General features: G+C 67.3%; 11 protein-coding genes. 7 read left to right on the top strand and 4 right to left on the bottom strand.

Annotation, left to right across the window (positions count from 1 at the left end; all coding sequences use genetic code 11):
- Positions 1–232: 232 nt before the first annotated feature.
- The 4 genes from DAT37_RS02755 to DAT37_RS02740 all read left to right on the top strand — a co-directional run bounded on the left by DAT37_RS02755 (position 233) and on the right by DAT37_RS02740 (position 5,756).
- Positions 233–2,083 (top strand): cutinase family protein, encoded by a 1,851-nt coding sequence (locus tag DAT37_RS02755; protein WP_109523021.1) that lies wholly within the window; start codon positions 233–235, stop codon positions 2,081–2,083.
- Positions 2,084–2,226: 143 nt separating this feature from the next.
- On the top strand, positions 2,227–2,859 hold the full coding sequence (locus DAT37_RS02750) for a class I SAM-dependent methyltransferase (protein WP_109523020.1): 633 nt from the start codon (positions 2,227–2,229) through the stop codon (positions 2,857–2,859).
- 132 nt (positions 2,860–2,991) lie between these two features.
- The gene (locus DAT37_RS02745) at positions 2,992–4,347 is read left to right on the top strand and encodes a WS/DGAT/MGAT family O-acyltransferase (RefSeq protein WP_109523019.1); all 1,356 of its coding nucleotides are present in this window, start codon (positions 2,992–2,994) and stop codon (positions 4,345–4,347) included.
- A 287-nt stretch (positions 4,348–4,634) separates the two neighbouring features.
- On the top strand, positions 4,635–5,756 hold the full coding sequence (locus tag DAT37_RS02740) for a nitronate monooxygenase (RefSeq protein ID WP_109523018.1): 1,122 nt from the start codon (positions 4,635–4,637) through the stop codon (positions 5,754–5,756).
- On the opposite strand, the gene DAT37_RS02735 is transcribed toward DAT37_RS02740, so the two are convergent.
- Both DAT37_RS02735 and DAT37_RS02730 read right to left on the bottom strand, forming a co-directional pair.
- Positions 5,743–6,726 (bottom strand): DUF5996 family protein, encoded by a 984-nt coding sequence (locus DAT37_RS02735; RefSeq protein WP_109523017.1) that lies wholly within the window; start codon positions 6,724–6,726, stop codon positions 5,743–5,745. The genes DAT37_RS02740 and DAT37_RS02735 overlap by 14 nt on opposite strands.
- Before the next feature lie 98 nt (positions 6,727–6,824).
- The gene (locus tag DAT37_RS02730; protein WP_109523016.1) at positions 6,825–7,595 is read right to left on the bottom strand and encodes a GntR family transcriptional regulator; all 771 of its coding nucleotides are present in this window, start codon (positions 7,593–7,595) and stop codon (positions 6,825–6,827) included.
- Between the two features lie 104 nt (positions 7,596–7,699).
- On the opposite strand from DAT37_RS02730, the gene DAT37_RS02725 reads away from it, so the two are divergent.
- The gene (locus DAT37_RS02725; protein ID WP_232839455.1) at positions 7,700–9,172 is read left to right on the top strand and encodes an ABC1 kinase family protein; all 1,473 of its coding nucleotides are present in this window, start codon (positions 7,700–7,702) and stop codon (positions 9,170–9,172) included.
- Here DAT37_RS02725 and DAT37_RS02720 read toward each other — a convergent pair.
- A complete protein-coding gene (locus tag DAT37_RS02720; RefSeq protein WP_109523015.1) occupies positions 9,169–9,798 on the bottom strand; it encodes a DUF459 domain-containing protein in 630 nt (209 codons plus the stop codon). The genes DAT37_RS02725 and DAT37_RS02720 overlap by 4 nt on opposite strands.
- Before the next feature lie 131 nt (positions 9,799–9,929).
- On the opposite strand from DAT37_RS02720, the gene DAT37_RS02715 reads away from it, so the two are divergent.
- Positions 9,930–10,673, top strand: a complete 744-nt coding sequence (locus tag DAT37_RS02715; RefSeq protein WP_109523014.1) for a 2OG-Fe(II) oxygenase — start codon at positions 9,930–9,932, stop codon at positions 10,671–10,673.
- A gap of 69 nt (positions 10,674–10,742) precedes the next feature.
- On the opposite strand, the gene DAT37_RS02710 is transcribed toward DAT37_RS02715, so the two are convergent.
- Positions 10,743–11,735, bottom strand: a complete 993-nt coding sequence (locus tag DAT37_RS02710) for an SDR family NAD(P)-dependent oxidoreductase (RefSeq protein WP_198654050.1) — start codon at positions 11,733–11,735, stop codon at positions 10,743–10,745.
- A gap of 139 nt (positions 11,736–11,874) precedes the next feature.
- Between DAT37_RS02710 and DAT37_RS02705 the strand changes: the two genes are divergently transcribed.
- A complete protein-coding gene (locus tag DAT37_RS02705; RefSeq protein ID WP_109523013.1) occupies positions 11,875–14,247 on the top strand; it encodes a lysylphosphatidylglycerol synthase transmembrane domain-containing protein in 2,373 nt (790 codons plus the stop codon).
- Positions 14,248–14,300 lie beyond the last annotated feature (53 nt).

The raw sequence follows: 14,300 nt of genomic DNA, 5'->3' as shown, positions 1-14,300 counted from the left end.
AGGCGGATCGAGCCATATGTCACCAGGAGTTAGCTGGTCGCGGGCGGGACGGGGCGAGGTTACGGAGTGGCACTCCGGGAACCGGTGGGCGCCGGTCGGTGACATTTTCCTGTGACCCGGATTCCACTTCAGTAACGCTCGCGGCTCCTACCACGACGTCCCTGGTGACACATGGCCCTTCGGGGGGGCCTGTCCGTTCACCTGTCGATCATCGTGGAATGGGGATGAGGGCATGTCTCTTCGTGAATTCTTCGCGCGGCACCGGATCGCTTCGGCGGTAGCCGCGCCCGCAGTTCTCGGCATCGCGGCGCTCGTCGCGGGGTCGTTGGCACTGACGTCACCGCCGCGGACGGCGGATACCCGGCTCACCACATCGGTCACCGAATGTCGCGACATGGTGACCATCTCGGTGGCCGGACGCAACGACACTCCCGTCGAGGGGACGACGCGGATGCTGGTCGACGCGAACGGGAACGCGCTGCCCGCCGCGATGGCCGGTGACCACAACAGCGAGTGGGTCGATCCGGTGGTCAACGCGCCCGCCGACGACGTCGATCCCGACGCCTACGCCGCCGTGTACATCGCGTATCCGGCGAATATGGACAGCTACGAGGACGCCGTGAACACCGGCGTCGCCAATACCCAGCAGGTCATGCGGGAAATCGCGCAGGCCTGCCCCGACACGCGGTTCTCCATCGTCGGCTACAGCGAGGGCGCCGATGTCGTGCGTCGGGTGGCGATGGAGATCGGGCATCAGGAGCCCGGTGCGGACGGTGAGTACGGCATCGTCGATCCGGCCGATGTGGTCGGTGTCGTCATCCTGGCCGACGCGGGTCGTTCGGCCGGAGACGGACCGTTCCCCGGCGCGGAGGACCCGTACGCCAACCCCGACGGTTTCGATCAGAAGTACCAGAGCGGCAAGAACACGGCTCCCGGAAAGGGGGCGCTGCCGGGGACGAGCGGTGACTTCGGTGCGCTGAACGGCAAGATCGCGTCTTTCTGCTCCGAAGGCGACCTCACCTGCGCCGCGCCGGAGAACATCTCGCTGCTGCAATTGGTGGTCAATGTGGGCCGCCAGATCAATGTCGACGCACTCGAGCGCGAGGGGCTGACCCCGGCGACCGGACAGGATGTCGCGGTGACGCTGGGCAAGATCGCCCTGGCGGCGTTCGCCGATATCCAGTCGCAGAAGAACTGGATGCAGAGCGACGAGACCTTCCTCGACGTCCTGCTGCGGGTGTCGGATCCGGAGTACAAACCGGGTACGGCTCCCAAGACACCGGCGAAGGCGGACGCGATCGCCTCCGATCAGATGTCGCCGCTGGCCTATCTGCCGCAGAAGGTGCTCAACGAGATCATCGGTCTCATCGTGACGAACCAGAACACCATTCCGGTCATCATGAGCGACCCGTACCAGCTGACGCTCGGACCGAATCACACCGGTCATCACTTCGACTACTGGGATGACGCCGACGCCGCCGCGGGCAAGCCGCTGACCTCGGCGGAGTACGCGGCGGCCTGGCTGACGCATCTGGCCAAGCAGGCGCAGGCGGGCGAGCCGGTCGACACGAAGGCCAAGCCGCAGGAAGCCGATGTGGCCGCGGTGTACAAGGCGGTGGAGGAGACGAAGGCGAAGCCGACGACCACCACGTCCAAGCCGACGACCACCACGAAGACGACGGGCGCCGAGGCGGCGAAGTCGAAGACCGGCGGTGAGTCGAAGACCACCACGTCGACGACAACCACGTCACCCGGCACGACGACACCTCCGACCACGACACCTCCGACCACGACGCCGTCGACCACGACCGCCGCGCCGACGACCACGACGACCACGAATCCGCCGACGACCACCGACCCGCCCGCCGCGCCGGCGGAGACGTCCACGACGACCCAGCAGGAGGCCGCACCGCAGGCCAGGAATTCCGTCGCGGCACCGCCCGCGGCGATGGCTCCGGTCGAGACTCCCGCACCGGCGCCCGCGCACACCGCGCCCGCCGCGACGGAGCCGTCCGCGACCGGCACCAGCACGACCGGCACGACAACCGAATCCACGACCCCGACCACCACGGGTTCGCGGTAGCGAGTTCGACCGGATGCCCCGGCTACCTCCCGCCAGAGGTATCCGGGGCATCCGCATGTCGGCGGGGTCCCGATACCGTTGCCACGCATAGAATTCGACGGCGACAACGACCGCGGAACCACCGAGCGCGTAACGGAGTGCCCATGAGTCACAGCGTCGAGATCGGCGCCGCCTACGACGACATCGCCGACCTGTACATCGAACTGGTCGAAGGTCAGCTCGCGGCGCAACCGCTCGATCGGGCGATGCTCGATACCTTCTCGGAGTTGTTGCGCGCCAACGAATCCGGACCCGTGCTCGAAGTCGGTTGCGGGCCGGGACGGATCACCGACTATCTGTCGGGGCGCGGGCTGGACATCAGCGGAATCGACGTGTCCGCCCGGATGATCGCCTACGCCAGAGGCCGCTACCCGAATCTGCGATTCGACGAGGGTTCCATGGAGCGGCTCGACTTCGGCGATGGGACGCTCGCGGGTCTGGTCGCCTGGTATTCGATCATCCACCTGCCGCCGGATCGAGTTCCCGACGTGTTATCGGAGTTCTATCGGGTACTCCGTCCGAAAGGGCACGCGCTGCTGGCCTTCCAGGCGATCGAGACCTCGGTCGCGGTGGAGGCCTTCGACCACCGGGTGGCGCTCTCCTATCGCTGGTCGCCTCCGCGACTTGCCGAGGTGTTGCGCGACATCGGATTCACCGAGGTGTGCCGAATGGTGCGACAACCGGAACCGGACGAACGTGGCGCGCAGGCATACCTGCTGGTCACGAGGGATCACTGATTCGACCGGCACCCGCAACAAAGTGCGGGTACGTTTGGTCTGTCACACCGATTCGGGGTTGTGCGTACCCACCCGACAATGTGGTCGATCCATCATTCGAAGCTCACCGCTGTCGTCAGGGGGCGACCACATATGGAGTTCGTTTCGCCGATCGATGCATTGTTCCTCCTCGCCGAATCTCGCGAGCACCCCATGCACGTGGGTGGTCTCATGCTGTTCGAGCCACCGGAGGACGCCGGACCCGATTACGTCCGGCGAACCCACGAGCGGATCCTGCGGGAGACCTCGTTCCATCCGACCTTCCGCAAACGCCCCGCCACCTGGCTCGGCGCGCCCCAGATCGGATGGACACAGGAATCCGATATCGAGCTGGGCTATCACGTGCGCCGCGCCGCGCTACCCCGGCCGGGTGGGCAACAACAGTTGCTCGACCTGGCGTCACGGTTGCACAGCACGCTGCTCGACCGTCATCGCCCGCTCTGGGAGATGCATGTGATCGAGGGTTTCGGCGACGGCCGTTTCGCCCTCTACACGAAGATGCATCACGCCCTGATCGACGGCGTCTCCGGGCAGCGTCTGATGCGGCGCACCATGACCGAGGACGCGACCGCCCGTGACCTCCTGGTCCCCTGGAATCTGCCGCGCACCCATCCGAGGAACACCGACGAGCCTTCCGGTTCGACGTTCGGCTCGGCCGCGCGCAATCTCCTGTCCGCCGCGGGATCGGTCCCGGCCCTGGCCCGCACCGCGCGCGACGCGCTGCTGCGCCAACAGCTGACCATGCCGTTCTCCGCGCCGCGCACCATGTTCAACGTCCCCATCGGCGGAGCGCGGCGGGTCGTGGTCAGGTCTTGGCCGCTGGAACGGGTCAAGCAGGTGGCCAAATCCACCGGCTCGACCGTCAACGATGTGGTGCTCGCGATGTCGGCGGGCGCGCTGCGCGGATTCCTCAGGGAACGGGAGGCGTTGCCGGACAAGCCGATGATCGCGATGGTTCCGGTATCGCTGCGCGACGAGGACGACAACGAGCCCGGCGGTAACAAGATCTGCGCCATTCTGTGCAATCTCGCCACCGATCTCGCCGATCCGTTCGCCCGGCTGGAGGCGATCAAGGATTCGATGCACCGCAACAAGGAGGTGTATCGGGCCTTGTCGAACACCCAGGCGATGGCCCTGTCGGCGTTGACGTTGAGTCCGTTCGCGATGTCGCTGCTGCCCGCGCTCAACTCGGTGGCCAACCCCGCGTTCAATATCGTCATCTCGAATGTGTCCGGCGCGCGCGAACCCCTCTATTGGAACGGCGCCCGGCTCGACGCGGGCTACCCGATGTCGATTCCGCTGGACGGACAGGCCGCCAACATCACGCTCACCACCAACGGCGCGAATCTGGACTTCGGCATCGTCGGTTGCCGTCGCAGTGTGCCGCATCTGGACCGGATTCTGATCCACCTGGACAACGCGCTGACCGAGCTGGAGGAGTCGCACTAGCCGCGACGACACGCGGACGCTACCGGAACGAGCCGACTCGCCCCGTGGGGAAGAAGTTCTTTTCCGGCAAAACTAGAACGTGTTACTGTCAAATTATGGTGCACCACCCAGTCAAATGGACCGCTGCCGCGCCATGGCGATACCCGCGGTACGCGGGCCATTCGACTGCGCCGGTCGACCACGCGTGTCGTCGCGCCGGAACACGGCGGGGCATCTATGTAACTCGTTCTATAGCGTCCTCGGTCCGCGGCCAGCGGCTGCGGAGCCAGTAAGGGAGACCAGCACCCATGCGTACCGAAATCTGCGACCGGCTGGGGATCGAGTTCCCCATCTTCGCCTTCACCCACTGCCGCGACGTCGCGGCCGCGGTCAGCAATGCCGGCGGAATCGGCGTACTCGGCGCGGTCGGATTCACCGCCGAGCAACTCGAAGTCGAGCTGAGCTGGCTCGACGAGCACGTGCACGGCGTCTACGGCGTCGACCTGGTCATCCCGTCGAAGTACGAGGGCAAGGGCATCGACGGGCTCAACCCCGAGGAACTGGAAGCCAAACTGGCCGAACTGGTTCCGCAGGGCCACCGCGATTTCGCCGAGAAGATTCTCGCCGACCACGGTGTGCCGAAACTGCCCGCCGAAGAACACCACAACCAACTGCTCGGCTGGACCGCCACCACGGTCGCCCCGCAGATCGAGGTGATCCTGCGCCACCCGAAGGCCAAACTGGTCGCCAACGCGCTCGGCACCCCGCCGGCCGAGGTGATCTCGCAGATCCAGGACTCGGGCCGACTCATCGGCGCGCTGTGCGGATCGGTGAAACACGCGCTCAACCACAAGAACGCGGGCTTGGATTTCGTCGTCTGCCAGGGCACCGAGGGTGGCGGACACACCGGTGAGGTCTCCTCGCTGGTGCTCTGGCCCCAGGTGATCGACGCCGTCGGCGACCTGCCGGTGCTCGCGGCAGGCGGTATCGGCAACGGCCGCCAGATCGCCGCGGCCCTGGCGATGGGCGCGGCGGGCGCGTGGACCGGCTCGGTGTGGCTGACCGTCGAGGAGGCCAATGTGCCGCCCGCGCAGATGCAGAGCTACATCGACGCCACCAGCAACGACACCGTGCGCTCGCGCGCGTGGACCGGCAAACCGGCCCGCATGCTCAAGAACGACTGGACCGAGGCCTGGGAACAGCCGGAGAATCCGAGCCCGCTGCCGATGCCGTTGCAGATGATGGTCGCCCTCGACGGCGTCAAGCGCGGACACCGCTACCCCGAGGCCGCCAAGGATGTGAACTTCAATCCGGTCGGTCAGGTGGTCGGCATGCTGAACAAGGTCGAACGTTCCGCCGACGTCGTCGCGCGGCTGATCAACGAATACGTCGAATCCTGCGAACGTCTCAACAAGCTCAACGGGGCTTGAGCGGCCATTCCGGCCACCTCGGGTGCTCGCGTTCGAGGATCGGATCGGTGATACCGCCCCAGCAGGCAAGTCGCGCGGTATCCCAGCCCGCCAACTCCGAACCCGACACGTAGACCGACTGGAGGAATTCCAGCGCCGCGCCGACCGGATCGTCGGCGCGGCGGAGGTCGTCGTAGTCGAAGTAGGCCGAGTGGCTCGACCCGGCGGCGACCCAGCGCGCCCCGGGCGGCAGCGGACGATCGGCCAGTCCGTCGGGTTCCGGCGCGACATACGAATACAGCGTCGGGGCGGGCACTTTCGCGTCGCCGAACCAGAATCCCGCGCTGATCTCCTCGCGCGAATAGGCTTCGCGGGTCACCGAATCCAGGGTCTCGGGCAGGTCGATATGCCGGTCCGAGAACCGCTGGACCGCGAGATCGAAACTGTGCCAGAAGAATTGGACCGGGCTGATCTTGCCGGAGTAGGTGGCGCTGAACTCCTCCAGTATCCGCCCGACCCGGACCAGGACCGTGTGCGCGCGCCGCACCTGGTCGGGGTCGTAGTGGGCGTGCTCGGTGTCCTCGGCGAAGGGGCGCCCGACATCGGGGAGGTCGAATGGATGCGGATGGGGCAGAACCACTTCCACGCCCAGTTCGGCGAGGCCGTCCATGACGGCGGTGTAGAAACTCGCGACGGACCGGTCGGAGAGCTCGATCTCCACCTCGGTACCCCTGGCGTCGGCGATCCGAAGCACGTGATCGAAGAAATCGAACGCGCAGGTGAACACGGGACCGCCGCGGGCGTCACCGAGGGGGACGGTGCTCAATCCGCGCGCGGTCAGCCGGTAGGTGATATGCCACCAGTGGTTGCGGCGGATCCCCGTCGCGAGCGCGACCTTGCCGACGATCTGCGTGAACCGGTGCAGCGTCTCCTTGGCGGGGCGCCACGACTCGTAGGGCAGGGCGGGCAGCAACTCGACGGAGTCGGTCATACCGCAACGGTACGTTCGACCGAGCAGGTGTGCCAGAAGTTAGCCGTATGTGTAGCGAACGTGGAATACGGGGCTCGGACCGTGGTCGCGAAGGGGGCTCAGGCCGTCGCCGCGTGCGTTTGCTCGACCGGTTCGGCCACGAGCAGTTCCTCGAATTTCGCGACGACCTTCTCGTGGTACATCCCGAACAGATCTTCGAACAGCGCCAACTGCGCGTCCGACGGACCCGAACCGGATTCCCACACGGCGACCAGCGCACGCCAGACCAGCACGTGCAGATCGGCGGCGCCCGCGAAGAACGCCTGCACCGCCTCCGGCACCTCGAGCACCATCTCGCCGATGGAGTTGAGGATGGCCCGTTGCATGCTCATGCCGAGCGCGGTCAGCAATTTGCGGACCAGCACCACCTCGATGGCCAGGATCTGCTGGTAGTCGGGGACCTCGCGCCGGGCCAGCGATTCCAGCTGATCGATGGCGGATTTCAACTCGGCCGGATCGATGTCCTGCGCGCTCGCGGTGTAGGCGAGCAGGACGTCCATCACGATGCCGCGCTCGACCTCGACGATGTCGCGGAACATATCGATGGCGACATCGGGCATCGGGACCGAGAAACGGAACAGATGCCGATACACGTCGATTCCGCCCGCCTCGCGGACGTCGCGAATGGTGAAACCCTTGCCACGGCGGGCTTCGACGAAACCGTACGATTCCAGCCTGCCGAGCGTCAGTTGCGCGGTGGCCCGGTTCATATCGAATTCCTCGGCCACCTGACGGACCGACGGCATCAGTTCACCGGGCTGGTATTCCCCCGCGGTGACCCGGCGTGCCAATTCATCGGCAACGTCGGCGACTACCGTTCGGGAACCCATCAATGCCACCTCTCGGCTCTGGCTGCACGTCCCAGACAGTCTAGGACGCACGAGGTCGGACCGCATCTATGTAACACTGATCCGCGCACGATGTGAGGTGATTCATGACCATTGGACGGGGAATAGATCGACCGGACGAGATATCGACCGGTTCCGACACCCACATTTCCACGACCGAAACGGCCGCCGCACTCCCGGTCGGCCGGGTGGTCCGCAATGCGAGAATCGCATCGATTCCGGTGGCCTTCGCAGGTAGAAGGGCGATCGGCTACGGAAAGCGCGCGCTCGGTCGTTCGGCCGCGGAAGTGAATCGCGACATCAGGTCACGGACCGCGCAGCATATTTTCGAAGTTCTCGGCGAACTCAAGGGCTGCGCGACGAAATTCGGCCAGCTCCTCGCCATCTACGAACTCGCGCTGCCGTCGGAGCTGGCCGAGCCGTACCGGATCGCGCTGGGCAGGCTCCAGGATTCCGCCCCGGCGATGCTGCCGTCGACGGTGCACGCGGTGCTTGCCGAACAGTTGGGCCGGGACTGGCGAACGAATTTCCTCGAGTTCGATGACCGCCGGGCCGCCGCCGCGTCCATCGGTCAGGTGCACCGGGCCGTGTGGCACGACGGCAGGGAAGTCGCGGTCAAGATCATGTATCCCGGCGCCCGCGAATCGGTGCTCGGCGATCTCGACCAATTACGCCGCATGTCGGCCCTGCTCGGGGTGTTCGTGCCCGGCGCCGATGTCGCGGCGCTGACCGATTCGGTGCGCGCGGGCATTCTCCGCGAACTCGACTACGCCGCCGAAGCCGCCAGCCAGCGCGCGTTCGCGGACGCCTACCGCGACGACCCGGAATTCCGGGTCCCGGACGTGGTGGCCCAGCAGGGCGACGTCGTCGTCTCCGAATGGCTCGACGGCACCCCGGTGCCGCACATCATCGCCTCGGGTTCGCAGGCCGAACGCGATCGAGTCGGCATGGCGATGGTGCGTTTCGTGCTCGACGGTTGCACACGCACCGATCTGCTCTACTGCGACCCGCACCCCGGCAATTTCCGGGTGCTGCCCGACGGCAGACTCGGCGTCGTGGATTTCGGCGCGTGCTGCCGATGGCCACCCGCCGGTTTCGACGGCCTCGCCCTCGACTACTGCCGGGCCGTGTTCGAAGGCGGGCCGACGGATCTGGAAGCGGCGAGCAGGCGGCACGGATTCGTCACCGGCGATCGCAGTTTCGATGTGGACGCGCTGTTCGCGGCGGTTCTTCCGTGCAGTGAACCACTGCGGCACAAGACCTTTCAGCTGACCTCGCCGTGGCTGCGCAGGCAGGTGGTGCGCGCGACCCGGCCCAAACTGTCGAATGTGGCCAGGCAGTGCACGATCCCGGTGCCTTTCACCCCGTTCGCGCGATCTTCGCTGACGATCATCGGCGCGCTGGCGCAACTCGGCACCGAAGGCGCCTACCGCGAAGAGATCGTGCGGTCGCTTCCGGTGCTGGCCGAGGTCTTCGACCGGCTGGACCAGCAGGATCCCCGGCCCGTCGATCTCGCCGCCGCCCGCGAACGACGGGCGCGACGGATCACGGCGAGCTAAACGTCTGAGACAGATTCGAGCGAATTCCAGCCGGACAGCCACTCGCGCCACCGTGGCTCGATCAGTTCGGCGAGGATGTCGTATCCGCCCGCGCCCGGATGCGCGCCATCTCCCGCCCGCACCTCGCGCATCCACACCGGACTCGCACGCAGAGCGTGATGAATCCGCACGTAGGGCACGGCGGTCGACGCGCAGATCTCGGCGAAACTCTCGTCGAGTGCGGCGCTACGCGCGTTGTGGTCCGGGTCGGCGACCGGCGGCGGCGCGACCGCGAGTACCCGCCAACCGCGTGCCGCGGCCTCGCGCAGCATCCGCGCCAACGACTCCGCCGACCTCGCGGGATCGACGCGCGGACCGCCGTCTTCCCACGAGGTGTCGTTGACACCGAACGACAGCACGACCGCGGCGTCGGTTCCCGACGGCAGACGCTGTTCGCACTCCCCCAGCCAGCGTTCGGCGATATCGACGGAGGTCTGGCGGCGCACGCCGAGGTTGTAGAGCGTCGGCGCGAAGCCGTCGGCATGGGCCGAGGCGCCGAGGCGGCCCACCCAACCGAGGCAGCGGGGGTCACCCACCCCGGCGACGAAGGAGTCGCCGACACAGCAGATACGAAGATCACCGAGCACACCGCGATCCTGTCAGTCCGCGCCGGCGACGAACAGTCGGCGGGGTCGATACCGGACAACCGAATTCAATAGGATCACGATGTTCGTCCGGGAGGGAGTTCGCTGTGACTGGGGTAATTGTGACTGGGGTAATGACGAGCCGGGTGCAGGCCCAGCCCGCGTGGTTCACGGAATTGTTCGCGCACCGGCGTTGGATCCGCCGAACCGGGCCTTTTCCGCACATCTACGCCCGCGATATCTTCGTCGCCGACTTCTACCAGCGGCTCGTCGACGATTACGCGCGCGTGCGCGCCGAGCGAAGCGACCGATTCCGACCGGTGACCGGCCAGGGTGACCCCACCGCGCTCGGATTATCCGAATTGCGGGACGGCCCGCTCGCCCTGTTCGCCACGAGGGAATGGCACGACCTGATCGCCGGGGTGACCGGGGTGACGGCGACCGGCGATATCGACGGTTCGGTACGGCACCACGCGCCGGGCAGTCCGGCCGGGACACCGGACAACGGACTGGCTTCCGCGCTGTTCGCCGAACCCGTGCCGGGACCCGGCGAGGTGCGCCTGCCCGACGCGGGCGCGGGCACACGGGAGACCGTGCGGGCGGTGGCGGTGCTGTTCCACCTGGGCAATCCGGACTGGCGCACCGGTGACGGAGGCGAGATCGGGCTCCGGGCCGATCGCGGCGATTCCACCAGACCCACCCTCACGATTCCGCCACTGGACAATTCGATGGTGGTCTTCGAATGCACGCCGCGCTCATGGCACAACTTCGCTGGCGGTAACACGGCCGATCGCGGCAGCGTGGTGATGTGGTTGCACCGACCGCGACACGAGGCGCAGCGGCGACGGGGAGCGGAGCGCGTCGACCGGCACCGATGACCGGCGGGGTGTTCGGCGTCGGCGCGAGCGATATCGCGGAGACGTACCCCGTGTTCGGCCGGTCGCGGTTCAGCCCGGTATCGAGACGCCGGTGAGCCGCTCCGACATAGCCCAGAGACGTTGCGCGAGATCGGCGTCGACGGCCTGCGCGTTGCGCGGCGTCTCCTCCTCGAAACGGTGGAAATAGCGGCCGTGGACGGCGTCGGTGTCCGTCGTGGTGACCAGGCGCACCAGCGGGCCCGCGCCTTTCTCCGGGCGGATGAAGAACGGGCGCGCCAGCGGCGAACGCACGAACGCGCCGACACCGAACGGGATGTTGTCGTAGACATTGGTGGCGACGACGCCGGGGTGGAACGCGGCGGTGACCAGCCCGGTGCCCTCCGTGCGACGCGCCAATTCGCGGGTGAACAGGATGTTCGCGAGTTTGGACGCGCTGTAGGCGCCGAGCATGCCGAACGATCCGGTCGTGGCGTTGGCGGTTTCCGGATCCAGTTTCGCCGAGCGGTAGGTCATGCTCGAGGTGTTGATCACCCGCGGTTGCGGCGCCTGTGACAAGCGCTCGAACAGCAGACCGGTCAGCAGGAACGGGGCGAGATGGTTGACCTGGAAGGTCAGTTCGTTGCCGTCGGCGGTCGCGGTGCGTTTCGGCCACGAGCCGCCCGCGTTGTTGGCGAGGACGTCGATGCGCGGGTATCGGCTCAGCAACTGCTCGGCGAGGGAGCGCACGTCGTCGAGTCGGCCGAAATCGGCGAGAAAGGCGTGCGCGCCCACCGCCGCGGCCACCTCCCGAGTGCGTTCGGGCGAGCGCCCGACCACCGCGACCGTCGCACCGCGCACCGCCAGTTTCGCGGCGGCCTCGGCGCCGATACCGGAACTCGCTCCGGTCACCACGATGGTGCTGCCTGCCAGATCCCGCTCGTGCTCCGCCATGGTCTCCCTCGATCGTCCGGTCCGCCATAGATCGTTATCGGCGTCGACGATTTCGGCAAGGCCGTGGGTCGCCGGATAGTTGCCGACCGGCCCGCCCTGCCCCGTCGCCGCTGTCTCTGGCAGGCTGATCACCGCCCGAAACGGCACTCGCGGCGTCGCACCACGGCGGCGTGTTGGGCCGATCGGGCACGGTGACCTGCTGCATACTCACCGAACGCGCGACGCGGGTGGCCGGTGAAGCTCCAACTCGATCCGAAAGTGCCGATACGACATGCGAGTCGACGGGCGGGACATCCCGGTCACGGGCAGCCTGCTACAACCGCTGATCCGGCGGACCACTGACATCGTCCGTGTCGTCATCGCGGCGCTGTGGCTGGCCGTCGTCATCGCCGCGTCCGTCATCACCCGGCCGGAATGGCTGGCACTGGAGCGCTCGGTCTCCGATATCGTCGGCTTCCTCACCCCCGACCAGTCCAACCTCGTCTACCTGGTCTACGGCGTCCTGATCCTGATCCTGCCCTTCGCGATCCTGATCGAACTCGTCATCGGCAGGCAGTGGAAACTCCTCGCCGGATACGCGGCGGCCGGATTGACCGCGGGCCTGCTGCTCTCCATCACCGGAACCGGTCTGTCCGCGCCGAAATGGCATCTCCAGGTGCCGGACCGGCTCGACACCTTCCTCTCCCAATTCCTCGACGATCCGCGCTGGATCGCGATGCTCGCCGCGGTCCTCACCGTCTCCAGCCCCTGGCTGCCGACCAAACCGCGACGCTGGCTGTGGTTCCTGCTGCTGGCGTTCGCGCCGATGCACCTGGTGGTCAGCACCGTGGTTCCGGCGCGCGCGATGCTCGGGCTCTCGGTCGGCTGGCTGGTCGGCGCGCTCATCGTCTGGGTGGTCGGCACGCCCGCGCTGGAGGTTCCGCTCGACGCGGCCGTGCGGGTGCTGGCCCGGCGCGGGCACACGGTGAACGGTTTCACCGTGGTGCGCCCGGCGGGCCCGGGCCCGTTGACGCTGGCCGCCGCGGTGACGGGGCCCGAGCGGGAACTGATGATCGAGTTGTACGGCAAGAACCAGCGCAGCTGGAGCGCGCTGCGCATGCTGTGGCGCTGGCTGACGTTCCGCAGCAGCGAGACCGCGGCGCTGCACGGGTCGATGCACCGGGCGGTCGAACACCGCGCCCTGATGACGATCGCCGCCGACGACCTCGGCCTGTCGAGTCAGACCGCCGTCGGCGTGGCCGCGCTCGACCGCGGCTGGATGCTGTACGCGCACACGACCCCGCGCGGCACGACCATCGCCGAACTGCCCGAATCGGTGCTGCCCGGGGTGTGGACGGCGCTGGATCTGCTGCACAAGGGCCAGATCTCGCACGGCGATCTGCGTCCGGCCGAGGTCAGGATCGATGACGGCGCCACCCTGTTCGGCGGATTCGGCAGTGCCGAATTCGGCGCCTCCGACACCCAGATGCAGTCCGATATCGCGCAACTGCTGGTCTCGACGACGGCGATCTACGGTAAGGAACCGGCCGTGCGGGCCGCGATCGAGGCGCTCGGCGAACAGACCATCCTGCTGGCCTCGCGTCGGCTGACCAAGAACGCCATGCCGTCGGGTATCCGCAAATCGGTCTCCGGCGGCGGCTCGGTGGTCGCCAAGGCCCGCGAGGAGGTCCGCAAGCAGACCGGGCAGGACAAGATCGAGGCCGATCAGATCACCCGGTTCTCCCGCAACCAGATCATCCAGTTGGTGCTGTTGATCGGCCTGGTCTATGTCGCCTACCCGTTCATCAGCGCGGTGCCGACCTTCTTCACCCAGCTCAAGACCGCGAACTGGTGGTGGGCGCTGCTCGGACTCGGTGTGTCCGCGCTGACCTATATCGGCGCGGCGGCGGCGCTGTGGGCCTGCGCCTCCGGACTGGTCAAATTCACGAATCTGGTGATCATGCAGATCGCCAACACCTTCGCCGCGACCACCACACCGGCCAGGGTGGGCGGACTCGCGCTGAGCGTGCGTTTCCTCCAGAAGGGCGGCCTCGGGGCGGTGCGGGCGACGGCCGCGGTGGCGTTGCAGCAGGCGGTGCAGATCATCACCCACCTGAGCCTGCTCGTGCTGTTCAGCGTCGTGGCGGGCACCTCGGCGAACCTGTCGCATTTCGTGCCGGACGTGATGGTGATCTACCTGGCGGCGGGTGTCGCGGTCGGCATCATCGGCACCTTCATGTTCGTGCCGAAACTGCGGCACTGGCTCAACAATTCGGTACGGCCGCAATTGCAGGAGGTACTCGGCGAACTCGGTCAGCTGGCCCGGGATCCCAAGCGCTTCTCCATCATCGTGCTCGGCTGCGCCGCGATCACCCTCGGTCAGGCGGGCGCGCTGTGGGCCAGTATCGAAGCCTTCGGCGGCGGCACGAATTTCGTGACGGTCACCATCGTCACCATGATCGGCGGCACGCTGGCCTCGGCCGCGCCGACGCCGGGCGGTGTCGGCGCGGTGGAGGCCGCGCTCATCGGCGGCCTGGCCGCCTTCGGGGTGCCCGCGACGATCGCGGTCCCCTCGGTGCTGCTCTACCGGGTGCTGACCTGCTGGCTCCCGGTGTTCTGCGGGTGGTTCACCATGCGGTGGATGACCGCGAGGAACATGATCTGAGCCGGATATGCGAACGACCCCGGACGGCGACGCGTTCCGGGGTCGTCTCGAAT

Origin of the sequence: Nocardia aurea (assembly GCF_003123685.1) — a bacterium.
Lineage (GTDB): Bacteria > Actinomycetota > Actinomycetes > Mycobacteriales > Mycobacteriaceae > Nocardia > Nocardia aurea.
This window is presented reverse-complemented; position numbering and strand designations above follow the sequence as displayed.

Coding starts and splice junctions, on each gene's coding strand:
- DAT37_RS02715 (WP_109523014.1), top strand. CDS start 9,930: ATGACGAGCCGGGTGCAGGCCCAGCCCGCGTGGTTCACGGAATTGTTC.
- DAT37_RS02725 (WP_232839455.1), top strand. CDS start 7,700: ATGACCATTGGACGGGGAATAGATCGACCGGACGAGATATCGACCGGT.
- DAT37_RS02740 (WP_109523018.1), top strand. CDS start 4,635: ATGCGTACCGAAATCTGCGACCGGCTGGGGATCGAGTTCCCCATCTTC.
- DAT37_RS02730 (WP_109523016.1), bottom strand. CDS start 7,595: ATGGGTTCCCGAACGGTAGTCGCCGACGTTGCCGATGAATTGGCACGC.
- DAT37_RS02705 (WP_109523013.1), top strand. CDS start 11,875: ATGCGAGTCGACGGGCGGGACATCCCGGTCACGGGCAGCCTGCTACAA.
- DAT37_RS02755 (WP_109523021.1), top strand. CDS start 233: ATGTCTCTTCGTGAATTCTTCGCGCGGCACCGGATCGCTTCGGCGGTA.
- DAT37_RS02745 (WP_109523019.1), top strand. CDS start 2,992: ATGGAGTTCGTTTCGCCGATCGATGCATTGTTCCTCCTCGCCGAATCT.
- DAT37_RS02750 (WP_109523020.1), top strand. CDS start 2,227: ATGAGTCACAGCGTCGAGATCGGCGCCGCCTACGACGACATCGCCGAC.
- DAT37_RS02735 (WP_109523017.1), bottom strand. CDS start 6,726: ATGACCGACTCCGTCGAGTTGCTGCCCGCCCTGCCCTACGAGTCGTGG.